Consider the following 26,664-nt stretch of genomic DNA (forward strand, 5'->3'; position numbering starts at 1 on the left):
GTGCTAAAACCCACCCCTACAGCATATTGTGGCTCTTAACTTTACTGCGGTTGCCAAACCGGATGGCTAGCATTCAAATCCTGGCCATTTGTCAATTTAGTCAAGGCAGAACCGTCCCGATTAATTACATACAAGTTGCTTTTGTCTACTGAGATTTCGTTAAATATAAAAGCAATTTGCTGGCTGTCAGTAGACCAAGCTAATTCAGAAATTCCCGACGGTTTTAGCCGGGTAGCTAGTTGATTTAGCTGGTTCCCCTCAGCATTGATTGTGTAGAGTTTTTGATTGTTGAACTCTCCAGCGACGAAAGCAATAAATTTGCCATCCGGCGACCAGGAAAGTTCGTCGTAGTTTCTGGGTTTTTGGGTGAGGTTTTTGGCTGTCCCCCGGTTAATGTCGAGCAGGTAGATATCTTGCTGTTCGCCTGTTGAATCGCCGGGTTTATTGTAATAGTAAGCAATGCGGCTGCTGTCGGGCGACCAAAATAGTTTGACGTTGTAAACCTCATGTTGCGGGTTATTTGTCAAATTTTTGAGGTTGGTTCCATCGGCATTAATTGTGTAAATTTGCTGTTTCGGATAAGCGCCGAACAGGAAAGCAATTTTTGTGCGATCGGGCGACCAAACAAGTTGACTGCCGCCAGATATATATTCGCCGGGACTTTTAGTTAGTTTGGTCATTCCCGAACCGTCGGCATTCATTTTGTAGATATTTTTATCCTTGACAAATGCTACCTGCTGACCGTCTGGCGAAAGGTAAAATTCCGATGAAATTTCCGTTTGAGGCGGCTCTCCTCCTACTTCCAATTCCCGAACTAATTTAGTTCCTTGGATGCCAGAAGTGTCGCTTATATAAAGTGATTGACTGCCGGGAGTATCAGAGGTAAAACCGTCGCAAGAACGGGCAAAAATAAATTTCTGGCTGTTGGAAAACCAAGCTATTTCAAAATTAGCTGCTTTGCAAGCATCCCCAGCAAACTGTTTAGTTAGTCGAGAACCGTCAGCATTGACTGTATAAATGTCGGTATCGCCACTCACGAAAGCCAGTCGCTGACCGTTGGGCGACCAAACTAGGGTATAGCTAACATCTATGTTTGGAGCAAGTTCGCGGCGGGAGGAACCGTCAGCATTGACCCCAAATAAACTTGTTCTAAACTCGCTGCCGCGCATCTGGAGAGCCACAAACGCCAGTCGGCTTGGTTTTTGGCCTGCGGTTGTCGGAGGGCTTTGAAGGCTCAAAAACAAGCTGATTAAGAGTGTTAGGGAGATAAAGGCGATCGAACTAAGTCGCAATAATTTATTCAAAAGCATTTTGTCAATATCATCTCCTTACTTTTAAATTTTCACAGTCTTCAGTCGTCATATCTCCCACTTCTTAAAGTCCTGCGGGGATCTGGCAAATTCTAACTCCAAGCTATTACCGATGCCCAATTCGCTGTTTGGCCGATTCAAAGTGTTTGTCTGTCTATATGCCGCGACAGCCTCAAACTCTGTTTAATTCTGCCAATAATTAGCTCGAACATTTTTTTGCGGGACGGATTCTTGCTGCTGGGTGGCATCCCTAACTCGCAACACATCAAGTTCAAGTCAGTTGCACTCATGGCCAACAACTTTTGCCTCACCTCTTCTTCATTACCATTCTTAGCTTGTAAACGCAGTTCTTCATAAACTTCTAGAACATTTCTAGCCGATAAATTAACAGGTTTATTAACATCAGCACCCCTGGGAATATCCGAAGTTTTTGAGCCAGCAGAAATCACTCCCCGCTTGACTTGAGTCTCAAGCCGGGTTAATTTTCGAGCAACGTCCCGCAAGATTTCCTTAAGTTCGCCAATTTCCTCAACTAACCCCCCGCTTTCTTGTTCGGAAGCAGCCAAAATTTCTTTTTTACTCATTTCAGATACTCCTCACACTCGCGCCATAGTTTTTCAAATTCTCTAACTAATTCTCGCGGCAGTTCTCCCTCATTAATCGCCCGTTTTAGCCCGACGCTTTCGCGAATCGTCGATTCTAAAAATCTAACTTCTATGTTATTATCTTTTGATATCTCATCGCAAAGTCTCTTTACTTCTCTCATGTAAAACTGAACTTCATTTGTCAGCAATCCTCCATAGGTTTTAGCTTTATTCATAAAGACTGCTATCTTGGGAAACGGATAAGGCTCAATCCGTTTCTGGAGCGAGTTTAAAACTAAACTCAATCCCCTAGAACCAAAATAATCGGGATTGACGGGAATTAATATTAAGTCACAGCAAGAGAGTACGCTGTAGGTGAGGAGACTGAAGGAAGGCGAACAGTCAAAAAGCATCAAGTCGTATTTGGGGAGATTGGCAGAGTTGGCGATTTTACCGATGAATCTGCGGATGAAGTCTTTAACACTTTTCCCCTCAAATCCATCGATATCCAACCAATACAATTCTTCAACTGAAGGGATAAAATGTAACTGTTCGTCTATCTGATAAATGGTGTCGAAACCAACGGGAAATTTAAAATTCTGTCCGGCTTTTTTAAAGACTTCTAGAGCGTCGTAAATTGTGAGTCTATGCTTGAGAGATTTTTCGTACCACTTACCAAATTTGTCATCTAAATGACCTGTATTTTCGTTAAGTCCGATCGCCTCTGTGAGCGACATTTGCGGATCTAAGTCTAACATCAAGACTTCTAAGTCGGTTCCTTGGGATATAATATTTCCTAGACTCCAAGTGACGGTAGTCTTTCCGACACCGCCTTTGAAGTTGATTACGGCTATTGATTTAGGACTCATGGCTGGCTTTCTTTGGATTTTGCTCAATTTTTTATTAAAACATAACGATCGCCCAATTAGCGTTTGCTAAGTATTATTACTCGAATAATGGCGATCGCCTTGAGTAGGCGATCGCCAGATTAACAGCGAGTCTCTTTTTAGAAAAGAACGTCAGGAAACTTGAAAACGTGACTAGCAATATTCCGCACCTTTACTAATGGAACAGGTAATCCAGTTACACTGTAGCCTCGATTTGGTACTACTTTCTGCGAGAGTTCTGGCTGTTGCTGCAAAACTAACAACCTGAATTTACCGGGTTCGACGACCAATATCTCCTGTTGAGGAATGAAAAATATCCAGAGATAGGCTTTAGAAGTTAATCCCCAACAGGGACGGTTGCGATCGTCACAAGCTTCAAAAAACAAGTTTCCAGTTTGCTTGGCTTTTATATCAGTCTTGTACTCAGCAGTTGCGGTTGAACCGTTTGGGCGAATTAGTACGCGGTCAATACCTGCTTTCTGATAGTGTGGCAAATCTGAGACATCCTCAATGCGATAGCCATGAATCTGCAACCACTGGTCTACGATCGCCTCTCCTGTCTTTCCTACTTTCTTTTGAGTTTGGAAGTCGTATTCCTGTTTTTGGGAAAGCGGGGGTAGTGGCTGGGAGAATTTGGCTTCGTTGTGCTGATTATTGTTGTACATGATTAATTCCGTCAGAGTTGTAGACGTAGATTTTTTTAAGTTTTGAGTAGTGAATCACTACATCCCTAGCTTCGCCGAACTTTATCTGGCAGCTACCCAACAAGTGTTAGGAAGTTTGTTATGATTGTTTGTTAGGAACTTAATAACACCCTAGAAATGGCACAAGTTCAGTATTCACCAGCAGAAGAATTCACCCTAGCTGCTAATGACTGGGATTTAGAAAAGTTGTACAAAGACTTGGCAGCAGCGAAGAAAAACTGTATGCTTGGGAAGAGACCAGGGCTGACTGAAGTAGAAAAGCTATATCTACGCGGATTGCTTTGCGACTACAGTTCAAATGAAATGGCTACAAAGCTATATAAAAATGCTAGGGGAATTGACACGACTCTCTGTCAAACCATTTATCGATACGTTGAAAAACTTACAAACAAATCTACTAACACGGTTAAAAACTGGAGAGATATCCCAGATTGGCTTGAGCTAGCAGGATATAAAACCAGGTCATCTAACTCTGTTGAAAATAAGCCAGTAATTGCACCTTCTCTTTCAGAGAATGATATTGATGCTCTGGTGGAGACAGTGCCATCGCACTCTCAGATGATTCCTGAAAACTTCAATAATCTGGGAATGGACAAGGCTAAGGAAAGAGATTTTGAGGAAGCAATTGAAAATTTTAATCAAGCAATTAAGCTTAATCCTAATTATGCAGATGCCTACAATAACCGAGCTAATGTTCGGCATGAACTAAGGGACGATCCGGGAGCAATTGAGGATTACACAGAGGCGATATTGCTCAATCCTTATTGTGCAATATTTCACAACAACCTGGGTATTATTTATTCTAACTCAGGTGATTACAGAGGAGCACGGATCGATCACACCCGAGCAATTCAACTAAATCCTGAGTATGCTCAAGCCTACAATGACCGAGGTTTTAATAATTTAGAAATAGGGGATCTGCAAGCGGCACTTAAAGATTTCACCCAAGCAATTGAACTAAGTCCTGATGATGCCCTTGCTTGGAATAATCGAGGTGATGTCTACTTTTTGAAACTAGGCGATCTGCAAAAAGCGCTTGAAGATTATACTCAGTCAGCTTGGCTGAATCCCCATAATGAAAAAACCTTCTACAACATGGGGGTTATTCGTTTTAGGTTCGGGGAAAAAGAGAAAGCGCTTGAGAATTACACTCAGGCAATTCAGCTTGAACGGAAATTTGCTGAAGCTTATCACAACCGAGGCATTGTCTACGGTCATTTGGGAAATCACCAAAAAGCAGCTCTGGATCTTCACCACGCTAAAAATTTATATCATGTACAGGAAAAAGAAGAAAATTATCAAGAGGTACTTGATCTAATAGAAGAACTTCAGGAAGAATATTGAGAGCGATCGCATTTAGTAAATTGATAAAAAGAGCAATCGCTACATTGCTTAAAGCTTCATTCACTATAATGATTCTTACAAGCTGCGATCGCAATTTCTTCATCTGTAACTTGGTAAACCAAACGATGTTCGTTATCAATGCGCCTCGACCAAAAACCACTTAACTCGTATTTCAGAGGTTCAGGTTTGCCCAATCCTTCAAAGGGCGATCGATCTATATCTTTAATCAATTCTACAATTTTGCGATAAATCTTTTTGTCTAATTTTGCCCATTCATTAAAATCTGCAAAAGCAGAAGATTCAAAAATAATTCTTCTACTCATTACAAATCCTGTAAATCGACTTCAACTAAATTTTGTCTGTCTTTAACATTTTCAATAGCTTTCAACAGTTTGTTTTTATTGATTTCCGATTTCAAAAGATATTCGGTTTCATCGCATTCTGAGACAATTATTTCAATCTCTTTATCTCCAAAAATCGCTTTGATTTGTTCTAAAAAGTTACGGTCTAGTTCGCTGGCTTTTAAACGATAAACTGTTGACATCGTTTTGACCTATTTTTGATTGCGTTAAAAATTAATATTGCCTTTAAATACAGTTTGAAGTTGAGACTAATGGCTGGCAAAATAGCCAGCCATCAAGTTGTTTTAGCGTTTGACTAACTTCTTAGAAACCTTCCGCAAGCGAATGGATTTCGGAGTTACTTCCACCAATTCATCCTGGCCGATGTACTCCAAAGCGCGCTCCAAACTCATATCGACTGGTGCTTGCAATTGCGCCAATTCTTCACCGCCAGATGCGCGGTGGTTTGTCAACTGCTTCGACTTGCAAATATTCAGCTCCATGTCTTCATCTCGGTTGTTTTCTCCGATAATCATCCCTCTGTAAACCTTGGTTCCGGGGGTAATGAAAAACACGCCGCGGTCTTCAGCATTTTTCAGTGAATAAGTAGTTGCAACTCCTTCTTCAAAGGAAATCAATACTCCGTTGCGACGGGCGACAATTTCTCCACCGAGGGGGCGATAGTCGAGGAAGCTGTGGTTCATAATTCCAGCGCCGCGAGTCAAGCGCATGAACTCGCCTCGGAATCCAATCAAACCGCGAGCGGGGACTGAAAATTCGATTTGGGTGCGACCGGTGCTGCTGACGTGCATATCTTGCATTTCTGCTTTCCGCTGACCGAGGCGTTCGATGCAGCCGCCGACTGCTTCTTCGGGTACGTCTAACACCAAACATTCAAAGGGTTCGCAGGGACGACCGCCGATTTCGCGGTAGATTACTTGCGGCTGGGATACTTGAAATTCGTATCCTTCGCGACGCATATTTTCGATCAGGATTCCGAGGTGGAGTTCGCCACGGCCGGATACCAGGAATTTGTCGGGAGATTCGGTTTCTTCGACGCGCAAGGCGACGTTCGTTTGGAGTTCTCGCATTAGCCGATCGCGAATTTGTCGCGATGTTACCAAACTTCCTTCTTGACCGCAGAACGGCGAATCGTTCACCGAGAAAGTCATCTGCAAAGTTGGTTCATCTACCTTGATTAAAGGCAGCGCTTGCGGGTCGTTCGGACAGGTAATTGTCTCGCCAATATACGCATCAGCAAAACCAGCAACGGCGACAAGATTACCAGCAGTAGATTCTGGGATATCTATCCGCTTCAGGCCTTCAAAGCCCATCAATTTGGTAATTTTTGATTTGACAAGCGCGCCGCTTTCTGTGATCAAGACTGCTTGTTGACCAACTCTAATTGTGCCGTTGTGGATGCGACCGATGACGATGCGACCGACGTATTCTGAGTAATCTAAGGTGGTTACTTGCAGTTGCAGCGGCTTGTTGGGGTCGCCTACGGGGGGCGGTACGTGGTCGAGGATTTCTTCAAAGAGGGGCTTCATATCTACCCCTTCGTCTTCGAGGTGTTTTTTGGCGTAACCGCTTAAGCCGGAACCGAAGAGATAGGGAAATTCGCACTGATCGTCGTCAGCACCTAGTTCGAGGAACAGATCCAAAACTTTATCGACGGCTTTGTGGGGGTCGGCTCGCTCGCGATCGATCTTATTCACAAAGACGATCGGGCGCAGTCCTTTTTCTAGGGCTTTTTTGAGCACGAAGCGGGTTTGCGGCATCGGGCCTTCGTTGGCGTCTACGATCAGCAGACAGCCGTCAACCATGCCGAGAACTCGTTCGACTTCTCCACCGAAGTCCGCGTGTCCGGGGGTATCGACGATGTTGATCAGGGTTTCTCCGTACCTGACGGCGGTGTTTTTGGAAAGGATGGTAATGCCACGTTCGCGCTCGATGTCGTTGGAGTCCATGACGCAATCTGGGATTTCTTCCCCTTCGCGGAAGATCCCGGACTGTCTGAGGAGAGCGTCCACAAGGGTGGTTTTGCCGTGATCGACGTGAGCAATGATGGCGACGTTGCGAATGGGAAGACTCATAATGCGTCTGGAACGTTAAACGGATCTAACTAAAGATTTCTTAATAATTGTAGCGCATGGAGTCAAGGGCCGATCGAGCGGGGCTGTAAGATTGGAGTGCGATCGTCGCTAGAATCAAGATTATGGAAGCGCAACAGAGAGAAATGTAGCGTTACACTACCCCTAACGGCAGAGTTCCTTTCGATCGGCGATTTTGAGTTGGCCCTGGTGAAGAAGGTTGGATACGGGGCGATCGCCGATATTAAGATGAGGGTGCAAGTTTGATCGACCTTATGGAAGTACAACGAGAGAGATATTCAGCAGTATCAGATACCTGATGGCAAAATTCCTTTTTCCGAGTGGTTGGAATCTCTTCGAGACTTTAAAGGCAAAGCCAAGATTATTAAAAGGCTTGAGCGGGTTAGCGATGGCAATCTGGGAGATTCTCGATCGCTGGGAGAGGGAGTCTGGGAATTTAGGATTGACTTTGGCCCGGGCTACCGCGTCTATTTTGGACAAATAGAAACAACTATAGTGCTTCTGCTGTGTGGTGGAGATAAAAGCACTCAAGAGCAAGATATTAGCACAGCTAAGAAATATTGGAGAGAATACAGGAGCAGAGAAAATGCCTAAAAGCGTACCTTACCATCCGTTAAAAATTAAATCTCTCAAAGACCCCTTATTTGCTGTGGCTTACCTCACAGAGATACTTGAGGAGGAAGAAGGAGATTTGGAATTAGGAATCATGCGAAAAGCACTTCGAGATGTATTTGAGGCTCTGGGCGAACCAAATATGTCTGCTGAGGATGCTAAATTGCATTTGGAAAAGTTAGATATTTTGTTGTCGGGAGAAGGAAGTGCGACAATTTATGCTTTGGCTAATTGGCTGAAGGTTTTGGGATTGAAGTTATCTGTTGTAGTTGATGAAGGGGATAAAGGGGAAGAGGAAGATTCTGTTGGTGGCGCTGAGTTGGCGGAAGTTGGTAATGTTTGATTTTGGGCGATCGAGCTTTAAGCTACTAATTAGACCTTAAAGGCGCTCGAAGCCCGATCGCTAAAGGAAGTAGCCGATCCCTCCGGCGTATCCTACAATACTGTTAAAACTTATGCCCGATCGCCCAGTATGGTAATGACTGACATCGGTGCTCTGCTAAAATTGGCCCGGACGTTTGATGTGTCGATCGAAGAATTGTGGGATTTTGTGGAACAGTAACAAATTACACTTAAAATAAACCAGCGCTACCAGCGCCAACCAGTTCGGCCTCGCAGGGACGATCGACTGTGGGCCCAAGCAACAGATGCGAGAGTTGGCGGATGGGACGGGGCGAAGTCTGAAAGAGATGATATATTCTCAGCGGCAATTGTAGCTGTTCGATCGCCCATATCGGTCTACAATTTTTAACGTTGAGCCTTATTGAAGTGCAGGAGTGGAGCTGGCTTGGATAACGCTAGTCTGTCAAGAAAACCCCCGCAAGCCTCGGAGCTTGTCGCCGACGAAATTCCCGAAGCAGTGCGAGACCACCCATACCCAGAAGCAGGGCAGAGTCAGTCCAAGAAAAAAGGGCTGATTTGGAAACTGCTAGGGTTGGCCGCACTAGCCTGTGGGGTCAGCATCTGGCTGCACCTCAACTTTAACTTGTTCCCAGCCACCAGTCAGGCAGAGCAAACTCAACAAAACTCAGCGCCGACAAGTTCCGCGTCTCCGTCTGTCGCGAGTCCAGCTAGCACCCCTAAAGCCCCCACAACCCCAGACAACCTCCTTGGACACTTGCCGTACCCAGAAGCACCAGCCAAAGACTTGGTAGGCGTCACCTCCGACGGTAGCGTCAAACTCCGCACCTCAGCAGCAGCAAAATATCAAGAAATGGCCAACGCCGCCGCCGCATCAGGCATCTACTTCGCTCCCATATCGGGCTTTCGCTCCCTGGAAGATCAACAGCACGTATTTTTTGACGTGAAAGCCGAACGCAGGCAAAACGCCAGCAAGCGAGCCGAAGTCAGCGCCCCTCCAGGTTACAGCGAACACCACACAGGTTACGCGATCGACATCGGCGACGGCAGCGCCCCGGATACCAACCTCAGCCCCAGTTTTGAAAATACCCAAGCATTCAAGTGGTTAGAAGCCAACGCCGTCGCCTTCAGCTTTGAAATGTCCTTCCCCAAAAACAATCGCCAAGGCGTCAGTTACGAGCCTTGGCATTGGCGGTTTGTGGGCGACAAGCAAAGCCTCGAAACTTTCTACAAAGCTCATTCGATGAATAAGTAGAGGCAAGAAGGAAGAAGAAAGAGGGAAGAAGGAAGAACGAAGAAGGAAGAACGAAGATTTTCCACATCTCCGGCTTTGCCACTCTCCCACTATCCCACTGCCCCAATCTACCCAGTCTCCCATTCCCCCACTCCTCCACTCTCCCACTTCATTGAGCCAAACTCGTGATTGCAATCTATCCAGGCAGCTTTGACCCCATTACCTTCGGTCACGCAGACATTATTGAGCGGGGATCTAAACTGTTTGACCGGGTAATTGTTACCGTAGTCAGAAACCCCAGCAAAACCCCTCTCTTCACCGTAGAGGAACGGATCGAGCAGATCCTGCGCTCTACCCAACACTTGCCAAACGTAGAAGTAGACAGTTTTGAAGGTTTGACAGTAAACTATGCTAAGATTCGACAAGCCAAAGTGCTGCTGCGGGGGCTCCGGGTATTAACAGATTTTGAAATGGAACTCCAGATGGCCCACACCAATAAAACCCTTCTGGGTGAAATTGAAACAGTTTTTTTGGCAACTTCTAACGAGTACAGCTTTTTAAGTAGTAGTGTAGTTAAAGAAATAGCCAAGTTTGGTGGCTCCGTAGATCATCTTGTTCCGAAACACGTCGCCCTAGATATTTACAAATGTTACGCCAGCAGGAACCCACTCGCATCGAACCCGACACTACCGGACGCGGCACTGAGAACGAACCCCCTCAGAACACAGCCGCCTTCGGAGACCCCACCCGAACCGCAGGAGTAGACATCCAGCGGGAATTGAACCGGCTTGAGGAAATTGTTCTCGACAGCCCGCGAATTCCCATGACCAGACGCACTCTGGTGGATGAAGAACAGTTGCTCGATCAGTTAGACTTGGTGAGGCTAAATTTGCCGATCGCCTTTCAGGAAGCCGAGACGATCATCCGGCACAAGGACGACTTGCTTCAAGAGGCGGAACTTTACGCTCAGGAAGTGATAGAAGCTGCAGAACAGAGAGCAGCAGAAATTTTAAACGATATGGGCCTGCTCCAGCAGGCGAAGATAGAGGCAGATCAGTTGCGGCAGCAAGTTTTGCTCGACTGCGAGGCAATTCAGCAGGCTACGCTGGCGGAAGTCGAACAAATTCGCTACCAGGCTCAAGAGGAATTGGAAGAGATGAGAGTCAGGGCGATGGCTGAATGCGAGGAAATTCAAAACGGAGCCGATGATTATGCCGACCAAGTTCTCGATAATATCGAGCACAAGTTGAGCGATATGCTGCGCGTGATCCGCAACGGGCGCGATCAGTTGGATAGTGTTTCTGCGTCGCACATCCATCACAACAACGGTTAGCCAACAGTCTATTCATTGCTTGAACATTTCTAAAAGTCTACCTAATTTAGGTAGATTTTTTTTTGCAATAGTCTCTATAGTCTTTATTCCTCAATTCGAGCACTCGGTGGCTTATTGTCGCTGAGATAAGTTTTGTGAACATAACAGCAAATATAACATTTTATGATATCCTACTCATCAAACAAAAAATTCCTAATTTAATTCAAATTTTTACAGTCTAATTTTTACGATGAAAAAACTTTCTAATCGGTTCGCTGAATTTGATTAGATCAGAGCTTTAGCGATCGTCAGTGTGGTGATTACTCATGCTGGCTTCTTCGCCTTTGGCTATCGCAGCATTCAATTTGTCGCGATCGATACATTACAACTATTTGGCGTACCTGCATTTTAATGTTGAGCCGTTTTTTTCTCACCAACAAACTGGAAAATCAAAATAATCCCGCACTGGTAGTAAAAAAAAATACTGTCAAAAATTATACCCCCCTATCTGTTTTCGTCAAGAGCTTTCTACATCTTAAATATTTTGGGGGAACTGCAAAAATTTGATTTACTGTCATTACTCACAGATATCCTGAGAGGCAAGGGTGAAGTTTCCCTATTACTTCATCGTTGTGATTGTTAAATGCTACGGCTGGTTGTGGCTTCTCGTGAAATTAAAATTTTTAGAACCCAGAAAACTTTTGGCTTTGGGATTAACAATTCAAACACTTTTTACAATATTCTTCTACTTAAGCGCTTTCAAATATATCGATACCTCTATCTTCGATCGAGCGCTGGCTGGATTTTTAGTTAGATTTAGCCATTTTCAACAAGTTTATTTTTGGGCGGTTCGTATGAAAGAATTCAACTCTCGAACGCAGAAAAATGCCAAATTTAGGAGCAACTATCCTCTTTTATGTAGCGAGCATTTGGGAATATTACCTGATAAGTGGAGTTAATTCTGAGGGATGGTTACTCCGCTCGTTTTTTTTTAATCTTCTCAAAGATACGCAATTTTGTTCGTATTGTCCATCCTCGCATTTTCTAAGAGTATCGCAGTTCCCAGTAAATAGAGTATCTGGGTTAATCACAATATTGTCTGCTTATTCATTCCCTTTATATCTCCTCCTGGATTAGACGGTATTGAAATAGGTTTTGTTAGCGTTTTATAAGTTTATTAGCCTCGTATCTCCGCTGCTGAAGCTCGGCTTTTTAGTGACAGGTCATTTGTACGGTTGTTGGGCGATTATTTACCTGGTGCAGAAAGTTATGCCCAAAAATTACAGCCTGTACATTATGGGAATTTAATCTAATTTTTTGTTTTAGCGTATGTCTTCATAAAACTGCTTAAGATAGCGGGGAGAAACGCCAAAACCCCACAAAAAACCTATCGAAAGATAGATCGCAATTGCTTTAAATTCGCCCCAATTTGCAACTCGCCGATCGCTACTTTCCACTACCCGATTGACTAACTTAAGTCTCCCCCGTCGCACTAGTTTCAAACACAAATCCGCTTCCTCCATAATTGGCAGCGCTGCATCGAAACCGGCGCATTCCCAAAAATCGGTACGGCGGCAAAAAATAACTTGGTCGCCAAACAGCAGGCGCAATCCTTTGAAAAATAAATGAGGTCGAAATAACAGTGGCGCGTAATAAGTTTTGAGGTAATTGTGGAGGGAAAAACCCCATCTTGTTTGCTGCGAACCAGCCATCAGGGAGATAAACCCGCCACCGGAAATTTCGGCATCGGACAATGTTTTCTGGATAACTGCTACAATGTCGTCTGGAACTAAAGTGTCGGCGTGGAGAAAGCACAGAATTTCGCCGGTGGCGACAAGAGCACCTAAGTTCATTTGCAAGGAACGTCCGGCTGTAGTGCTAGAAATAACGCGGATGCCGGCCGAAAGTGCGATCGCCGCTGTATCGTCTTGACTGCCGCCATCTACCACCAACACTTCCCAAGCGGGAGGATTAAGAATACTGAGTTGGCGGAGGGTGCGTTTCAGACAAGTCGCTTCGTTGAGGGCTGGGATGATAATAGAAACGCGATCCATCTTGTTTAAATTTGTGCCAGAGCTATTATAATAAACAACTGTGGCGATTCACAACTAACGAAAAAATAGAACTTACGCGCGCGGATTCAGAAACCCAGTGTCTGCGTGCCAACTCGTCACGAAACTTCAGATTTTTCACAGAAATTGGTTTTTTGGCGTCAGTCCTATAAAATCATGCAAAAGTGCAATCGCCCTATATATTTTCCACTAATCAGGACTGAGAAAATCGTGCAGAAAACAGAAGTAAAAAATGATTTAGAATTTTATGATGAAAATGCCGATAATTGGTGGGACGAAAATGCTAAAATTTATGCCTTATACCATCTAAACAAACCCAGATTTGAGTTTTTCGACCGACACGCGACTAATTGGCAAGGGCTAAAAACCTTAGATGTCGGGTGCGGGGGTGGCTTTTCTTGCGAGTTTATGGCCGAGAGAGGCGCTATTGTTTCTGGAATAGATCGATCGGAGAAATGTATTGTAGCAGCTCAAGATCACGCAGTTACCAGCGGTTTTGAAATTGACTACAGGCAAGGTTTTGCCGAAAATATGCCCTACGACGACAATACATTTGATGTTGTAATCTGCGTGGATGTTTTGGAACACGTAGCCGATTACAAAAAAGTTGTGTCTGAGGTGCACAGGATTCTCAAGCCTGGGGGACTGTTCTTTTTTGATACAATTAACCGAACTTTTTCCTCGCAAATTGTGATGATTGGACTGATGGAAAATACATTGCAGGAAATCAAGCGGGGCGTTCACGATTGGGAAAAATTTATTACGCCGGATGAACTGTCTGTGGTAATGCAAGATATTGGTTTTGGCAAGATTGAAATTAAAGGTTTTGATATGTTTGGAGAAATGGGCGCTATGTTAGTCGCAATGCACGGGTTTTGGGAAGATTTTACACGCGGCAAGCAGGTGTTTCCGTCGGCTGGTATTTTTAAACAAATATCTCAAACTCTAACATCGAATCTAGCTAACTATATGGATTACAAAAAGTCTGGGTTGTTTAAAATCAAAATTAATGAGGATCGGTCGATTATGTATGTTGGCGTTGGGGCGAAGAATTAATCAGTTAATTGTTAACTTTTGCCATTTGGGGCGAGGTGGAGACGGATTTTTGCGATCGACAAATCCGTCTCCAACCCGCCTCTATTCCATTTTTGAGGGTATGCACGCAGCGGTAAACCTTATGCTGTTGAGTGCAATACACATATTTCGTAGGCACGAGGCCGTATCCTTACTATATTGCGGGCAATTGAGAAGTGCTATATTGGCGATCGCACGACAAACCTAAGCCGGGGCTGAGGGATACTGAGTATCGATCGAATTTTAATGACTCGCCCGAACTCCTCAAATAGCGATCGAGCAAGCATATATACTTAAATGTTGGGGCGAACACAGTGGCATCGCCCCTACCGATTCACAATTTATCAAGAATTATGCCAGCAAGTTTTCTGCCAAAATCGATCGCACAACTCACAGAATCTACCTCAATTGCTTTAGCCCAAAGCATTCAACGGGAGGCAATTACTACTCCCCTATCTTCTGAGCCAATTGCCACAACCTACGTGCGCCAAGGCAGCGGAAACACACCGATTTTGCTAATTCACGGCTTCGACAGTTCCTTGTTTGAATTCCGCCGCCTGTTGCCGCTGCTAGCTGCTGAAAATGAAACTTGGGCGGTTGATTTGTTGGGTTTCGGCTTTACAGAAAGAGCGGCTGGTTTGGCATTCAGCGCGAGGGCAATTGAAAGTCATCTTTACTATTTTTGGAAAACGCTAATTTCGCAGCCTGTAATCTTAGTCGGTGCTTCAATGGGAGGTGCAGCCGCAATTGATTTCACTCTCAATTATCCCGAAGCTGTGAAACAATTAGTGTTAATAGATAGCGCAGGTTTTGCCATCAGTTCTAATAAGGGAAAGTTTTTAATTCCTCCTTTAGGGTATCTGGCTACTTCATTTTTACGCAATCCCAAAATTCGCCAGCGAATTAGCGTCAATGCTTATTTCGATAAAAATTTGGCTTCTCAAGACGCTCAAACTTGTGCTGCTTTGCACTTGGAAATGCCCAACTGGAATCAAGCTTTAATTGCGTTTACCAAAAGCGGCGGTTACGGAGGTTTTGGGGAAAAATTACCGCAAATTCAGCAGCAGACTCTGATTTTGTGGGGAAAGCAAGACCGGATTTTGGGGACGGCGGATGCGGAAAAGTTTGCAAGGGCGATCGCCAATTCTCAACTAATCTGGATACCCGACTGCGGGCACGTTCCCCACTTAGAAAAGCCACAGACTACCGCGCAGCATATTTTAGAATTCATCACCCAAAGCGGACTCACGCAAAAAAAATAAACCTAGGGTGCGCTGCGGCGCACCTTACATATATGTTTTCCCTGGAACAGTTGGTATAGTTTGAGGTCAAATAGACAGGTTTCAAACTTTCGGCAAATACTTTTGTACGATCGTCCATCCTGTGAGCAACACAGTCACAAATCCGCCACACAAAGCCAAATTAGTGCCGATGTGGAGGGGACGCGCCCAAGGATTTTTAGGACCAATTTGCAGCCCGCTTCCAACAGAAACCAACACCAAAGCCACAACAGCTAACCCGGCAGGTAAATGAGCCGAGTGACCCAAATTGCCGTAGTATCCTAGCGTACCGACTACACCAATTCCCAGCAGTAAAATTACCAAAGTCGCCATCCCTGCACCAGTGGCTAAATGAAAGGGACGCAGCCATTTTGGGCGCGGTTGTTTGGTACTCCTAGCGGCAAACATCCACGTTCCAGTAACGGCCAGCAACAGATAAGCCAACAGGGAAACACCCATTGACCAAGCCGCTATTTTCCACAACCACAAGAAAGAAGGCAGATTCATCGGTTGCATCCCTAATTAGGATTTTCCACAAAAGGTTTCTTTCCGATTTTACCTGGATTTGAAAGCAAAAATGAATTATTTTGAGAGAAAGTGCGATCGGACTATCCACAGATGGCATCAGTCTTGCGTGGAAGTCAAACGCACTTTCTCTGATACTCAGCTTAATTTACGCTAGAGATTTGTCGCTGCCATTTTTAGGAGCCACCTTCCCATTTTAGATTGGTGGTTTTGCTGTCCATGAAAGGCATTTTATAAAACCCTAATTTTTGTTCTAAGATTAATCGGAAAAAAGGCAAACCTTCAATCAAATATCTTTTCCACAACCTTCTCGGTTCACTTAACAGTCGGTACGCCCATTCTATGCCGACTTCGCTCATCCATTTGGGAGCTCTTGCTTTGCAACCAGCTTCAAAATCAATGGTTGCACCTACGGCTAAGAATATTTTGACGTGTGTTAATTTGCTCTTGTATTTAATCAACCACTTCTCTTGCTTGGGAGCTCCCACTCCTATGGCGAGAACTGTAGCTCCTGATTTATTTATCTCGTCAATTATTTTTTCACATTCTTCTTCATTTTTTTCAAAGCCAAAAGAAGGAGAAAGTGCTTCAACTACTATCTCTCTTCCAATTTTTTGGTTAATTTTTTCCTGGGCTTTCCTAGCAATACCTTCAGCAGCTCCTAGCAAAAATATTTTAATCTTCTCGTTATCTTTGTGATACATATAAAATGCCGGGAACAAATCAGAACCAGAAATTTTTTCTTTGAGAGGAGTACCCAAAAACCGGGAGGCATACATCAATATTTGACTGTCGCAGACTCTATAAGTAGATGTATTGTAAGCTTCATAGAAATCGCGGTCATACTGCAACTTAATCAAGTGGTCTACATTGGGTGTAAATACGACACCACCTTCGCAGTCGAGTTTTTCAAACAACTCTGTGATTGACAAGTTATCTATCGAGACATTCAATAAATTAACTGTTTTCATTTATGATGCCCTTCCCGCTTTATATTAAACTACAACTCAAACTATTATCACCCACAATACAGTTTCGTGTTTTAACTACTTGGGTGCTTCAGCGAACATACTTTTATCAGTATATCCTCCTACACCCTGCCTGTCTAGTGAGTATGTTTAAAGATTATGTAAAGAATCAGCTCGTTTTAGAAAAAGTGTATAAAGCCCATTTTCTAAGTTTATAACTCGCAACACATTTTCAAGAAAAAGGCCATCCCCTGCTAATACTTGTTGAAGCATTGCAAATGAATGTAAAAAATAGTTTATGAGATTAAAATTTTAACCTAGTGAGAATTATGTCGCAACTTCTGAACTGGATTTCATCCAAAAGTGGTAGATTTTTTAGTTGTTGTCTCCAGGACTGGCAAGATAGTGTCAAGCTTAAAGTGAAGCAGCGATCGCATTTCCGAAAATCAGGATGATTTTTGGTGAACCAGCGACTGTCTTCTTGGTGGGGAACTGGTTTTCTTGGCCTTAAGACTTTCTGGAGCTTTTAAGACCAGACCTGATATTCCTCCTGCAATCAGCGCAAAAATCGGGTTAGTCATAGCATTCAAAACACAGTCAAACACGTACATAGTTAAGGCTATTCCCAGGGTGGCTGCAGGTGCTACTTTAGGATTAGACCAGGTTCTGGCGGGATATTTGAACAAGGAAAAGACGATAACAGGAAGTAACAAGGAAGAAAATAAACTAACCAAACCGACTGCACCGTTGACGCCAAATGCAATAATCCATAAGCTGTCGGTAACTGAGACATCATCACCGTATTCGTTATACACGCGGTTACCCCCCGAATCTCCCCAGCCAAACATAAATCTTTGCCGCGCCTTTTCCCCCAATATCTCTTCATTGTCAAATCTAAACTTCAAAGAGGCAGCTCGTTCTTCGCCAAATACTTGATTGATGAATCCAATCACGTCTTTGCTCGAGAATTGACCCGATGCAGCCACATACAGATAAAACACTATATATCCAATTATAAATAGCAATGGCAAAGAGGTGCGAAAAAACTTGGCAGAGTATAATACTAGCAACGCCATTACAAATAAACTGTAGGCGCCTGTTGAACGGCACAGGAAAAAAGCGATAGTTAATATAATTGCTAAAGTCTTGATGTTACGGCCCATAAACTTTTTAAGCGTCCCCGTTTGCCACAGCCAAACAGCAATTAAGGCGGCTGTCATCATCCACAGGCCCACCATCAAACCGTGCTGCATAAACACTACTGGTCTCCACCCCCCCAAACGCCTTGCTTGACCCCAGTCGTCAAAGGCATTGACGCCGTAAATCATTTGGTGGAGAATTGGGCCCCTAACTCCTTCAACTAAAGTAAAAGGAATGTAGGCTAACCCACCTGCAAAAATTCCGATCGCCAATTGTCGCAGCCCGTCTAAATTGCCCACATACAAGCGTCCTAAAAAATAAGGCAGACCCCAAGTAACGATTTGGTTGATAGTCGGAGAAATGGGGCTGCCACCATTACTAACTTGTGAAAAAATTGGACACAAACAGTAAATTACCATTGGCACGTCCAGCCAACCCGGCTTAAAAGATGTGAGGCGCGCCGTATCGTAGATCAGAGTCCCCAGCAAAATGGCGTAGCAAGCTGCGGAGATTTTGGTATACGGTGGCAATGAAGGGATTGGATAAGAAGCTTGCGGCAAAAACAGCCACGCTGCTACAAAACTTATAATTACTGCCCGTTGAGCCGGAAACCTCACAAACAGGTAAAAAACGACTGGAATAAAGCCGAACATAGCAAGTGGGATTAATGCAACCATAGGTATTTTTTGGCAGTAAAATTATAGAAAGACAAATCACATTGCCCGATAAAAATTCTCGTTTAAACGATCGCCCCACCCCAATCTTTTACATCAACCTCAATTTTACGTCTTGTTCGTTAATTGTGCCTAAAGTTCCAAAGCAGTGTACAGTGTCGCCTCGAAGAGATTAGTTGCATCCTCCCAAGTATAATTTATCACCCTTTCCAAAGCAGTCTCGGACATTGCGCGCCATTCGGCATCAGACAACTGACAAATCTGCTCGATCGCTTTTGCCATATTCTCTGGATCTTCTGGCTTGACAAGTATGCCACCCCCGCCAGCAAGTAGTTCCGGAGCCACACCAGAAGCAGTGCCAGTGACTGAAGTGCCGCAAGCCATAGCTTCTAAAATTGGCAAGCCGAAGCCTTCGGATCTCCTGGAAAACACCCAAGCATCGCATTTGCTGTAAAAATCTGTTCGTTGGTCTTGAGTAGGTTCTTTATTATACTCATTACCCTCATGCAGCAAATTGGGATTAGAACTATCGTGGCTGGAACAAATGCAACTAAACGAACGTTATAAATTTTTTAGCAGCTAGAGAGAAAGCTTTTAGGGCAAGATCGCAGCCTTTCCAAGGAGTTGTATTAAAGTACAGCTCGACTGTGGGAACTAATTGCTTGCCTCGGGGCTGCTTCCCTCGCGACAGAGGGTTGTAAAACTGTTTGGTGTCCACCGTAGGAGGGACGAGAGATACAGACAAATCGCCGTATTCATTCCGAGCTATGTCGGCTAGCCACTGGACCACAGCGATTTTGTGCATCGGCAGCCGCCAAGTTGCCTCTACTCGACCTTTTGGTACGTAGTCAAAAGCCTCATAATGTTGCAAAAAATATACTTTCGTTCCTTTCCTCGGAGAGAGTTTTGCCACCCACTCGGCAGTTTCCCACCAAGTAGCCATGACAATATCGGCATCAGGTACGTCAAGGTCACTAATTGGACGGTTGGTTTCGATAACTCGACTTTCGACATCCACCTTGTCAAAGTTAAACTTTTGTGTTTTAGGAGCGGACTTCCAACCCCTACCCCTCAGCAGCGATCGCAATTGTTGGATTAAAGCCGGCTGTGGCAGGGGCATAGAGACAATAAATATTTTGTATCCTCTCTTGTGCAGCAGTTCTGTGTAGATAGATAACACCCTCATGCCACCTTTAAGACTAAGGGTAGGCAGGACAAAAGTAACTTTCCTGAATAGATGCTGAAGATTGATACTGGTTAAAACTCCTCCTTATCCTTAAAGCAAGTTGGCACTTACCAGCCTTTGCTTGGCTTTTCTGCGGGGTGCGGATCTGTGTTGGAGGCGATCGTAACTCGATAGTCGAGCCGATCGATCTTACTTTGTCGTCAGGGACTTTTCCCAATTACAAATGGGCAGATGTGTGACGACTAGACAAGTTTAACCTGTAACGGAGCCAGCCTTAAAACCTCCTTTGCACTCTTTTTCAGATTTTGGCAGATCAATTTATAACCAATATTCCTTCCTCCCTGCGCTCAGAATTCGTGTCGAGACTGCTGCGTAGAAAACAGGACACGGGCAATTTATTTTACTTGTGGCAGAAGCACTCCACCAAAGGATATTGAGTTTCTGCCCAGAAATCCGGCGCCGAAAACGCGGGTAGCGCCGAATTTCAAATTGCAGCAGTTAGCCAACCGGAATTTTTCCATAGGGAGAAAACGAAACTATCTTAACGTCGCGCTGTTTAGATTTGTCTATAGCAACTTTCAAGCCGGCTTCAAAATGATCCGTGGCATCTTCCCACGTATAATTGTTCACCTTGGCATAGGCTGCTTCAGACATGGCTTGCCACTTGGAATTTCGCAACTGACAGATAGACTCTATGGCTTTTGCCATTTCTTGGGGATCTTCAGGTCTTACAAGTATGCCAGTACCCCCGCTCAAAATTTCAGGAGCAGCGCCTGCTGGGGTACTGATGACGGGAGTGCGGCACGCCATCGCTTCGATAATAGGCAAGCCGAAGCCTTCTGAGCGGCTCGCCAGCAGCCATGCATCGCATTTGCTGTAATAGTCTTTGATTTTGTCTTGGTCGGGTTGAATTACATACTCGGCATTTGCCGGTAGCGGCAATTCCGGGGATGGGGCCTCTGTACCGAAGGCAACCAGACGCAGGTTGGGGATCTTTTCTGCCGCTAGGGAAAAAGCTTTGAGGGCGATGTCAGTTCCTTTCCAGTAGACTGTAGAGTACATTAGACCAACTGTAGGAACCGATTGTTTGTTGCGAGGACAGGCGTAAAATTGCTTCGTGTCCACCGTAGGAGGAGCTAAGGAAACTTGACGATCGCCATATTTAGTCCTAGCTAGCTCAACTAACCACTCAGAAATCGTAATTTTGTGCATGGGCAGCATCCAAGTTGCTTCTACTCTTCCTTGAGGTAGATAGTCAAAAATTTCGTGGTGCTGGATAAAATAAGCTTTTGCTCCTTTGCTAGGAGATAGTTTAGCTACCCACTCGGCGGTTTCCCACCAGGTGGCCACTACTACATCAGCGTCAGGTACATCTTTATCTTCTACCGGGCGGTAGCGATCGGTAATTTTGTGTTCTACACCTAAGTTATCGAAAAATGAGGGTTCGTTTTCTGGTGGAGAAATCCAACCCCGTCCCCGCAGCAGCGACTTGACTTGCTGGCGCATACTCGGCTGGGGAGGGGGTACAGAGATGACGAACACGGAGTGTCCTCGCTTTCTCAAAAGTTCTGCGAAAATAGATATTACTCGTATTCCACCAGTTAGAGACAGAGTAGGAAGAACAAAGGTGATTTTCATTTTTAAGTCCCGCTTAAGACTTGGAATCGCATTCGGCACTGCTACCAGCACTGATGTTAGATCCCAAAAGGAAAGAGGGGCGGGTGAATATTAATTACCGCTTTCCTGGTGTTTACATAGAATCCAACCGACCGACTGTTCGCAACACCCCAATATCTATCTGCCAAAACTTCACTGTCGTTGCATTGATAATAAAGATTGATGCGATCGCGAAACAGTTCCTAGAGGGATAATTTGCAGGTAAGCAAAATTTCCTACTATAGATAGATACCTCATGAAATAGTAGCTTTTTTCGCGACAAGCACCAAGCTAGACAACACCGTATGTTAAAGATTACATCATTGAGTCTCAAACAGACAAGGATGTACGGTAAACCGAATATCACCCCAATTTTAAGATGGAATAAAGGTAGCATTTGCAACAATATTCAGTAGGTTGACATCGCCTTTGGCAAAATTTTATACTTAATTAAAGAGGGAGATTCTTACCTCGAGAATGTTGACTCCTCCATCGCTGGAATAGATATAAACATCCATCGGTAGCTGGGATTTTTGGGTAACAGTCCTTTAGGTATTGCTTGACACAATATCCTATTTTGTCAGGATTCAGACATGGTAGTTTTCTCAGATACCAGCAGGGGCGCGATCGCGCGAATCACCGTCGTGGACGTGCGAATGAGGAAATCAAGCCTGTTTTTCAAGCGATATCTCTCGCCCTCACTTGTCGTATGTTCGTGTAAAAACCCGGTTGATGCGTCCACTGTTTGAAAAAATAGGTTTCCCAATCGTGCTACAGAACATAGAGTTTCACGGATATAAATTTAATTAGCTGCCTTAGTTTTAAATTTGTTAATAAAAGGCGATCGCCTGAAAAATTTCCCAAAAGAGACTGCCACTGCGGGGCAGAGTATATGTAGCGTTACTGCCCAATTCCTGTCTAAGTAATTACCGTAACAATAATTCAGCAGCAAATTATCAAAAGACCCTATAAAGATCAAAGGAATACTCAAGGTAGATCGGCCTATATCGTGCAAACCTTGACTCCTAAGCAGTAGCAGCAACTTCGTGGTATTTATCAAACGATTTCGCGTACAAAAAATTTCATGTTATGAAAGCATCATTTTTCCTAAGTTTGCAATTTCGGATGACAATCGGTGTGCTCTTGGGGGCCCGGCCACCGATGCTGATAGCGATATGTTGGCCAGTTTTCATGCAGCTAAAATTATGCGATCGCCAGCAAAACAAAACTTTGAATTTAAAGCAGATACCTTAACGGAAAGCATCTGCCCGTGGGAAGATATGAACGTTCGATTGTTGCACAGCATCAGTCAAGAACCCAGTACAATCAGCATGAATGCCAGCAAACAGTTGTCGCTGCTAGTTGGCATGAAGCGCAGCTACAGCCACAAATACCTTGCAAAAGCTTACAATTTATCAGGGTGTACGATCGCCTGCGGTAGTGGCACGCCGTCCGGATCATGGGGGAGAGATTAATCTGGAGAGTGAGTTGGGCAAAACGTCAAATTTTACTGTACAATTGCCAGGAATAGTCGCTGAAAAAGCAGCTAGTTAAAGAGGATTTTCCAACCAATACTTGCCAGGGCAAAATCTGCGATCGCGTGGCTGAGATAACTAGGCCAAAGCGAACGGTAAGTCAGATAAGACTGAGACCAAATTATCGCGGCGGTGAAGACAGCTAAGGAACCTAAGAGAACAGCCTCCCAGTCGCTGTAAGCTGCTATTACAAAAATGTGGTGGATCGTGAAAAATAGCGAACTCAGAAATATTGCTTTTGTTCCCGGTATGAGAATCTGGCATTTCTTGCAGACAAACCACCGCCAAGTAAATTCTTCAATCAGCGAGTTAACCAGCACAAAATATGCTTCTACAATCAAGTAAATATTACGGCTGGTAATACCTAATTGGTACGATTTTTCTTTAGCAACTACAGGATCGATCCACTGCTGCCCAAAAACGCTATAGATACCCACAATCACCGCAAACATGAATATTCCCCAAATAGATCCAGCCAGCAATTCTTGGCACTTGGGTAGGGATAAACTCAGCTTTTTGCGATCGACAAAAACAGACCACGCGATCGGAAAAATCAGCAACCAAACTTGACACAAGACTGACAGTGTTTGTCCCCAGCTTTCCGGGGCAATATACAAGCCTGCTATGATACCAATACTAGCAGCAGGGACAAGTAGTGTTAGAGCCAATAGTGCTTTTTTGCGATCGCCCATATCCAGCATTTTGCACGCTTCATTGGAAAATTAGATTAAGATCAAAGGTAAAATCTTGGTCACTGCAGACAGGCGCTACCACTTTCAAAAAACCAGGTAACTGTAGTGCCGCGATCCAAACCTTTATGCAGTCATTCATTCTCCATTTTTAAATCTAAAATTTAAAATGGTATGAGTTTTGTGTCGCTTATAAAAGTGGTGCTTATTTGTGGAATAGAAAAATATACAGTTGCATAAAATTGAAGACTCCGCCGTTAAAGAAGTTTTTGTGGCAAAAAAGTCTTTATTCAAGCACAATTTGATAATCTGTTGGCATTGGTGACTCGAAATACCATAATATGATTAAATCCCTAGTAGCTGTGTATTTTGGCTGAATGACGATCGCAATTGATTTTGGAACTAGCAACACCGTCGTCGCTCGCTGGAATCAAGTCCTCCAGCAGCCCGAAACTTTGAAATTACCGGGATTGTCGGCAATCTCGGCTCAAAATCCGCCCCTCATTCCTAGTTTACTCTACGTTGAGGACGCTGCTCAAAGTAAAGTCTTACTCGGTCAGCAAGTGCGCGATAAAGGTCGGGATTTGAGTGGAGATTCTCGGTTTTTTCGCAATTTTAAGCGGGGAATTGGCACTTCAGTTCAGGGTTTTGTGCCGGAACTTGACGGGCAAATTATTACTTTTGAACAAGTAGGTGAGTGGTATTTGAGTCAAATTGTTAATTCAATTCGCCAACTGCCTTTGCCGATCGATTCTTTGATTTTTACTGTGCCGGTAGATAGTTTTGAAGCTTACCGCCATTGGTTGGGCAAAGTGTCTCAATCTCTCCAAGTAGAACAGGTGCGGATGTTGGACGAACCTACGGCGGCTGCTTTGGGTTACGGTTTGGCCGATCGCGAAAATCTGTTAGTCATTGATTTCGGTGGCGGAACTCTCGATCTTTCTTTGGTGCGTTTGGACGCTTCCTCCGACAAAAAGCCTCTCGGTTTTATTCTTAAGTGGGGCGAAAAGCTATTAGCTGAATCTTCAGCGCAAAAAACAAAAGTTGCCCGGGTTTTGGCTAAAGCCGGACAAAATTTAGGCGGTTCTGATATTGATAATTGGCTGGTCGACTATTTTGTTCAAACAAAAGGGCTGGCAAAATCTCCGATTACAACGAGATTGGCAGAACGGTTAAAGATTCAATTGTCTTTGGTGAATCAGGCAGTTGAGGTTTATTTTGATGACGAAAATTTTGAGAGTTACGAATTAGAATTAGATCGATCTCGTTTTGAATCTATCCTCGCTGAACATCAGTTTTTTGACAAACTAGACGAGTGCATGAATCAAGTATTGCAGCAAGCGCGGCGCCAAGGCTTAGAAATTGGGGATATTGATGCAGTTTTGCTAGTTGGCGGTACTGTACAAATTCCTGCCTTCGGGCGTTGGGTGGAGCAATATTTCGAGCCGGCAAAAATTCGCTGCGACAAACCCTTTGAGGCGATCGCCCAAGGTGCTCTGCAACTGAGTCAAGGCATAGAAATCAAAGATTTTCTCTATCACAGTTACGGAATTCGCTACTGGAACCGCCGCGACAATTGCCACAGTTGGCACAGTTTAATCAAATCCGGCCAGTCTTATCCGATGAGCGAACCGGTAGAGTTAGTCTTGGGGGCTTCTTTAGAAAGTCAGCCAAGTATAGAATTAATTATCGGCGAATTGGGAGCGGAAACTGGCGGCACGGAGATATATTTTGACGGCGACAGGCTAATTACTCGCCAACTCGCGGGCCAAACATCGGTACAGCCCCTAAATGATAAAGAAGGAGCACGCAGCATCGCTCAATTGACGCCGCCTGGGTATCCGGGGAGCGATCGCATAAAAGCTTTGTTCCGCGTTGACGAACAGCGCTTTTTGCGAATTACCGTGGAAGATTTGCTGACAAATGAAACTTTGTTAGAGAATAAACCAGTGGTGCAGCTAAGTTAAGGATAGACTTTACAGGTAAGGTGCGCCGAAGCGCACCCTACTGATTCCGTTCAAAACAAATTGTTAAAAGCAGATGAACTACAAACTAGAATTTCCACTCTCTCCCGAATTAGAAAAGTATCGCGACCGAATCGAAGCTACCATTAAACCTTACATTGAAATTAAAATCCAGAATAATGACCAGGTTAATTGGTGGCAGAGTAAATTTGGAGGATTTCCTTATTTACCTAAAGGCTTTGAATATCCCAAAACTGGTGACGGTAAATATTTATTTTTGCTAACGCAACTCAACTTTGATGAAATACCGCCTTTAGATGGTTTTCCCGATCGGGGTATCTTACAGTTCTACAGCAATTTCCAGGTTTATGGAGTACGGTTGCAAGGGTTTGTCAACCATTTTGGTAAGTGTTTGGGATTAAGGTGTACTCTATTTGCGTGGAATCTGCTGTATATAGCTGACGATGACCTATATGGTTTAAATTTGGACAATTCTTCCAATGCAGATAATCATACAATCGAAGACCAATTCAAAATAATTTATTTTCCTCATCCCGACTTCAAAGTTGAAAACATTATTACCAATTATGATTTTTTGTCGGAACCCGAAATTTTTCCTGTTCAGGGCAGTTGCGGCTTGCAATTTACTAAAAAATATGCGCCTATCAGTACCATTGACTACCAATTTACCGAACTATTAGGAGAAGAAATTAACGAGTTATTTATGAACCATGAAATTGACGATAAGTACCGAGAAATATCGCATTCCTTGGGTCATAAAATAGGTGGTTATCCATATTTTACACAAGACGACGTAAGAAAATGTAATAGTAACTCCGATCAAAAACAAAAGCCAGACATTCTTCTATTCCAAATGGATACCGATTGCTGCAATGAGACAGTAGATATCATGTGGGGAGACAGTGGTGTAGGTAACTTTTTTATTGATGAATCAGCACTCAGAGAATTAGATTTTAGTAAAGTTTTATACAATTGGGATTGTTGTTAAAAGCAGCAGTTAAGTAAGCCCACCTAAAAAAACATAATACCCCGAACCCCGACTTCTTTAAGAAGTCGGGGTTCTAACAGATTGAATAGT

At 44.0% G+C, this 26,664-nt stretch carries 27 protein-coding genes; 11 read left to right on the plus strand and 16 right to left on the minus strand.

What is annotated here, in order from left to right; translation table 11 throughout:
* Window positions 1–41: 41 nt before the first annotated feature.
* From QUA53_RS01350 to QUA53_RS01365, 4 genes are all read right to left on the minus strand, one after another.
* On the minus strand, window positions 42–1,310 hold the full coding sequence (locus QUA53_RS01350; RefSeq protein WP_333094467.1) for a DPP IV N-terminal domain-containing protein: 1,269 nt from the start codon (window positions 1,308–1,310) through the stop codon (window positions 42–44).
* A 137-nt stretch (window positions 1,311–1,447) separates the two neighbouring features.
* A complete protein-coding gene (locus QUA53_RS01355) occupies window positions 1,448–1,894 on the minus strand; it encodes a hypothetical protein (RefSeq protein ID WP_333094468.1) in 447 nt (148 codons plus the stop codon).
* Window positions 1,891–2,763 carry a ParA family protein gene (locus QUA53_RS01360; RefSeq protein ID WP_333094469.1) on the minus strand — a complete coding sequence of 291 codons (873 nt, stop codon included), beginning with the start codon at window positions 2,761–2,763 and terminating at the stop codon, window positions 1,891–1,893. The genes QUA53_RS01355 and QUA53_RS01360 overlap by 4 nt, the downstream gene beginning before the upstream one ends.
* Window positions 2,764–2,900: 137 nt before the next feature.
* Window positions 2,901–3,446: a hypothetical protein gene (locus tag QUA53_RS01365; RefSeq protein ID WP_333094470.1), complete on the minus strand. Its 546-nt coding sequence runs from the start codon at window positions 3,444–3,446 to the stop codon at window positions 2,901–2,903.
* A gap of 156 nt (window positions 3,447–3,602) precedes the next feature.
* On the opposite strand from QUA53_RS01365, the gene QUA53_RS01370 reads away from it, so the two are divergent.
* Window positions 3,603–4,829: a tetratricopeptide repeat protein gene (locus tag QUA53_RS01370; protein WP_333094471.1), complete on the plus strand. Its 1,227-nt coding sequence runs from the start codon at window positions 3,603–3,605 to the stop codon at window positions 4,827–4,829.
* Window positions 4,830–4,885: 56 nt separating this feature from the next.
* Here the strand turns inward: QUA53_RS01370 and QUA53_RS01375 are convergent, their stop codons facing one another.
* The 3 genes from QUA53_RS01375 to typA form a co-directional block, all read right to left on the minus strand.
* Window positions 4,886–5,152, minus strand: coding sequence for a Txe/YoeB family addiction module toxin (locus tag QUA53_RS01375; RefSeq protein ID WP_333093428.1), 267 nt, complete (start codon window positions 5,150–5,152; stop codon window positions 4,886–4,888).
* Complete coding sequence (locus QUA53_RS01380) at window positions 5,152–5,373, minus strand: hypothetical protein (protein WP_333094472.1); 222 nt, start codon at window positions 5,371–5,373, stop codon at window positions 5,152–5,154. The genes QUA53_RS01375 and QUA53_RS01380 overlap by 1 nt, the downstream gene beginning before the upstream one ends.
* Before the next feature lie 102 nt (window positions 5,374–5,475).
* On the minus strand, window positions 5,476–7,266 hold the full coding sequence (gene typA, locus QUA53_RS01385; protein WP_333094473.1) for a translational GTPase TypA: 1,791 nt from the start codon (window positions 7,264–7,266) through the stop codon (window positions 5,476–5,478).
* A gap of 294 nt (window positions 7,267–7,560) precedes the next feature.
* Between typA and QUA53_RS01390 the strand changes: the two genes are divergently transcribed.
* The 5 genes from QUA53_RS01390 (at window position 7,561) to QUA53_RS01415 (ending at window position 10,823) form a co-directional block, all read left to right on the plus strand.
* Window positions 7,561–7,878 carry a type II toxin-antitoxin system RelE/ParE family toxin gene (locus QUA53_RS01390; RefSeq protein ID WP_333094619.1) on the plus strand — a complete coding sequence of 106 codons (318 nt, stop codon included), beginning with the start codon at window positions 7,561–7,563 and terminating at the stop codon, window positions 7,876–7,878.
* Window positions 7,871–8,239 (plus strand): transcriptional regulator, encoded by a 369-nt coding sequence (locus QUA53_RS01395; protein WP_333094474.1) that lies wholly within the window; start codon window positions 7,871–7,873, stop codon window positions 8,237–8,239. The genes QUA53_RS01390 and QUA53_RS01395 overlap by 8 nt, the downstream gene beginning before the upstream one ends.
* A gap of 444 nt (window positions 8,240–8,683) precedes the next feature.
* Entirely contained in the window at window positions 8,684–9,511 is an 828-nt protein-coding gene (locus QUA53_RS01405; RefSeq protein ID WP_333094475.1) for a M15 family metallopeptidase, read from the plus strand.
* A 164-nt stretch (window positions 9,512–9,675) separates the two neighbouring features.
* The gene (gene coaD, locus QUA53_RS01410) at window positions 9,676–10,254 is read left to right on the plus strand and encodes a pantetheine-phosphate adenylyltransferase (RefSeq protein ID WP_333094476.1); all 579 of its coding nucleotides are present in this window, start codon (window positions 9,676–9,678) and stop codon (window positions 10,252–10,254) included.
* Complete coding sequence (locus QUA53_RS01415; protein ID WP_333094478.1) at window positions 10,137–10,823, plus strand: DivIVA domain-containing protein; 687 nt, start codon at window positions 10,137–10,139, stop codon at window positions 10,821–10,823. Before coaD ends, QUA53_RS01415 begins: the two co-directional genes overlap by 118 nt.
* Window positions 10,824–12,124: 1,301 nt before the next feature.
* On the opposite strand, the gene QUA53_RS01420 is transcribed toward QUA53_RS01415, so the two are convergent.
* A complete protein-coding gene (locus QUA53_RS01420) occupies window positions 12,125–12,856 on the minus strand; it encodes a TIGR04283 family arsenosugar biosynthesis glycosyltransferase (protein WP_333094479.1) in 732 nt (243 codons plus the stop codon).
* A gap of 228 nt (window positions 12,857–13,084) precedes the next feature.
* On the opposite strand from QUA53_RS01420, the gene ubiG reads away from it, so the two are divergent.
* Window positions 13,085–13,930 (plus strand): bifunctional 2-polyprenyl-6-hydroxyphenol methylase/3-demethylubiquinol 3-O-methyltransferase UbiG, encoded by an 846-nt coding sequence (gene ubiG / locus QUA53_RS01425; RefSeq protein ID WP_333094480.1) that lies wholly within the window; start codon window positions 13,085–13,087, stop codon window positions 13,928–13,930.
* A 172-nt stretch (window positions 13,931–14,102) separates the two neighbouring features.
* Here the strand turns inward: ubiG and QUA53_RS01430 are convergent, their stop codons facing one another.
* Window positions 14,103–14,261, minus strand: coding sequence for a hypothetical protein (locus QUA53_RS01430; RefSeq protein ID WP_333221927.1), 159 nt, complete (start codon window positions 14,259–14,261; stop codon window positions 14,103–14,105).
* A 40-nt stretch (window positions 14,262–14,301) separates the two neighbouring features.
* Here QUA53_RS01430 and QUA53_RS01435 point away from each other — a divergent pair, with 40 nt between their 5' ends.
* Window positions 14,302–15,210 (plus strand): alpha/beta hydrolase, encoded by a 909-nt coding sequence (locus QUA53_RS01435; RefSeq protein WP_333094482.1) that lies wholly within the window; start codon window positions 14,302–14,304, stop codon window positions 15,208–15,210.
* An 81-nt stretch (window positions 15,211–15,291) separates the two neighbouring features.
* Here the strand turns inward: QUA53_RS01435 and QUA53_RS01440 are convergent, their stop codons facing one another.
* From QUA53_RS01440 to QUA53_RS01465, 6 genes are all read right to left on the minus strand, one after another.
* Window positions 15,292–15,735 (minus strand): DUF4079 domain-containing protein, encoded by a 444-nt coding sequence (locus QUA53_RS01440; protein WP_333094484.1) that lies wholly within the window; start codon window positions 15,733–15,735, stop codon window positions 15,292–15,294.
* Window positions 15,736–15,929: 194 nt separating this feature from the next.
* Window positions 15,930–16,724: a WecB/TagA/CpsF family glycosyltransferase gene (locus tag QUA53_RS01445; RefSeq protein WP_333094485.1), complete on the minus strand. Its 795-nt coding sequence runs from the start codon at window positions 16,722–16,724 to the stop codon at window positions 15,930–15,932.
* A 443-nt stretch (window positions 16,725–17,167) separates the two neighbouring features.
* Window positions 17,168–18,538: an O-antigen ligase domain-containing protein gene (locus tag QUA53_RS01450; protein ID WP_333094486.1), complete on the minus strand. Its 1,371-nt coding sequence runs from the start codon at window positions 18,536–18,538 to the stop codon at window positions 17,168–17,170.
* 129 nt (window positions 18,539–18,667) lie between these two features.
* Complete coding sequence (locus QUA53_RS01455) at window positions 18,668–18,967, minus strand: glycosyltransferase (protein ID WP_333248627.1); 300 nt, start codon at window positions 18,965–18,967, stop codon at window positions 18,668–18,670.
* A 118-nt stretch (window positions 18,968–19,085) separates the two neighbouring features.
* Window positions 19,086–19,715, minus strand: coding sequence for a hypothetical protein (locus QUA53_RS01460; RefSeq protein WP_333094489.1), 630 nt, complete (start codon window positions 19,713–19,715; stop codon window positions 19,086–19,088).
* A gap of 504 nt (window positions 19,716–20,219) precedes the next feature.
* On the minus strand, window positions 20,220–21,359 hold the full coding sequence (locus tag QUA53_RS01465) for a glycosyltransferase family 4 protein (protein ID WP_333094490.1): 1,140 nt from the start codon (window positions 21,357–21,359) through the stop codon (window positions 20,220–20,222).
* Between the two features lie 1,064 nt (window positions 21,360–22,423).
* On the opposite strand from QUA53_RS01465, the gene QUA53_RS01470 reads away from it, so the two are divergent.
* Window positions 22,424–22,852, plus strand: a complete 429-nt coding sequence (locus QUA53_RS01470; protein ID WP_333094492.1) for a hypothetical protein — start codon at window positions 22,424–22,426, stop codon at window positions 22,850–22,852.
* A 71-nt stretch (window positions 22,853–22,923) separates the two neighbouring features.
* On the opposite strand, the gene QUA53_RS01475 is transcribed toward QUA53_RS01470, so the two are convergent.
* Window positions 22,924–23,604, minus strand: coding sequence for a CPBP family intramembrane glutamic endopeptidase (locus tag QUA53_RS01475; protein ID WP_333248631.1), 681 nt, complete (start codon window positions 23,602–23,604; stop codon window positions 22,924–22,926).
* A 374-nt stretch (window positions 23,605–23,978) separates the two neighbouring features.
* Here QUA53_RS01475 and QUA53_RS01480 point away from each other — a divergent pair, with 374 nt between their 5' ends.
* Both QUA53_RS01480 and QUA53_RS01485 read left to right on the plus strand, forming a co-directional pair.
* On the plus strand, window positions 23,979–25,568 hold the full coding sequence (locus QUA53_RS01480) for an Hsp70 family protein (protein WP_333094495.1): 1,590 nt from the start codon (window positions 23,979–23,981) through the stop codon (window positions 25,566–25,568).
* A gap of 73 nt (window positions 25,569–25,641) precedes the next feature.
* On the plus strand, window positions 25,642–26,574 hold the full coding sequence (locus QUA53_RS01485; RefSeq protein WP_333094496.1) for a DUF1963 domain-containing protein: 933 nt from the start codon (window positions 25,642–25,644) through the stop codon (window positions 26,572–26,574).
* Window positions 26,575–26,664: the final 90 nt, after the last annotated feature.

Source organism: Microcoleus sp. Pol12B3, from assembly GCF_036701355.1.
Classification (GTDB): Bacteria; Cyanobacteriota; Cyanobacteriia; order Cyanobacteriales; family Microcoleaceae; genus Microcoleus.

Bases quoted from the DNA above. Each gene is read 5' to 3' on its own strand.
- QUA53_RS01350 (WP_333094467.1), bottom strand. From the start codon at position 1,310: ATGCTTTTGAATAAATTATTGCGACTTAGTTCGATCGCCTTTATCTCC.
- QUA53_RS01355 (WP_333094468.1), bottom strand. From the start codon at position 1,894: ATGAGTAAAAAAGAAATTTTGGCTGCTTCCGAACAAGAAAGCGGGGGG.
- QUA53_RS01360 (WP_333094469.1), bottom strand. From the start codon at position 2,763: ATGAGTCCTAAATCAATAGCCGTAATCAACTTCAAAGGCGGTGTCGGA.
- QUA53_RS01365 (WP_333094470.1), bottom strand. From the start codon at position 3,446: ATGTACAACAATAATCAGCACAACGAAGCCAAATTCTCCCAGCCACTA.
- QUA53_RS01370 (WP_333094471.1), top strand. From the start codon at position 3,603: ATGGCACAAGTTCAGTATTCACCAGCAGAAGAATTCACCCTAGCTGCT.
- QUA53_RS01375 (WP_333093428.1), bottom strand. From the start codon at position 5,152: ATGAGTAGAAGAATTATTTTTGAATCTTCTGCTTTTGCAGATTTTAAT.
- QUA53_RS01380 (WP_333094472.1), bottom strand. From the start codon at position 5,373: ATGTCAACAGTTTATCGTTTAAAAGCCAGCGAACTAGACCGTAACTTT.
- typA (WP_333094473.1), bottom strand. From the start codon at position 7,266: ATGAGTCTTCCCATTCGCAACGTCGCCATCATTGCTCACGTCGATCAC.
- QUA53_RS01395 (WP_333094474.1), top strand. From the start codon at position 7,871: ATGCCTAAAAGCGTACCTTACCATCCGTTAAAAATTAAATCTCTCAAA.
- QUA53_RS01415 (WP_333094478.1), top strand. From the start codon at position 10,137: ATGTTACGCCAGCAGGAACCCACTCGCATCGAACCCGACACTACCGGA.
- QUA53_RS01420 (WP_333094479.1), bottom strand. From the start codon at position 12,856: ATGGATCGCGTTTCTATTATCATCCCAGCCCTCAACGAAGCGACTTGT.
- QUA53_RS01435 (WP_333094482.1), top strand. From the start codon at position 14,302: ATGCCAGCAAGTTTTCTGCCAAAATCGATCGCACAACTCACAGAATCT.
- QUA53_RS01440 (WP_333094484.1), bottom strand. From the start codon at position 15,735: ATGAATCTGCCTTCTTTCTTGTGGTTGTGGAAAATAGCGGCTTGGTCA.
- QUA53_RS01445 (WP_333094485.1), bottom strand. From the start codon at position 16,724: ATGAAAACAGTTAATTTATTGAATGTCTCGATAGATAACTTGTCAATC.
- QUA53_RS01450 (WP_333094486.1), bottom strand. From the start codon at position 18,538: ATGGTTGCATTAATCCCACTTGCTATGTTCGGCTTTATTCCAGTCGTT.
- QUA53_RS01465 (WP_333094490.1), bottom strand. From the start codon at position 21,359: ATGAAAATCACCTTTGTTCTTCCTACTCTGTCTCTAACTGGTGGAATA.
- QUA53_RS01475 (WP_333248631.1), bottom strand. From the start codon at position 23,604: ATGGGCGATCGCAAAAAAGCACTATTGGCTCTAACACTACTTGTCCCT.
- QUA53_RS01480 (WP_333094495.1), top strand. From the start codon at position 23,979: ATGACGATCGCAATTGATTTTGGAACTAGCAACACCGTCGTCGCTCGC.
- QUA53_RS01485 (WP_333094496.1), top strand. From the start codon at position 25,642: ATGAACTACAAACTAGAATTTCCACTCTCTCCCGAATTAGAAAAGTAT.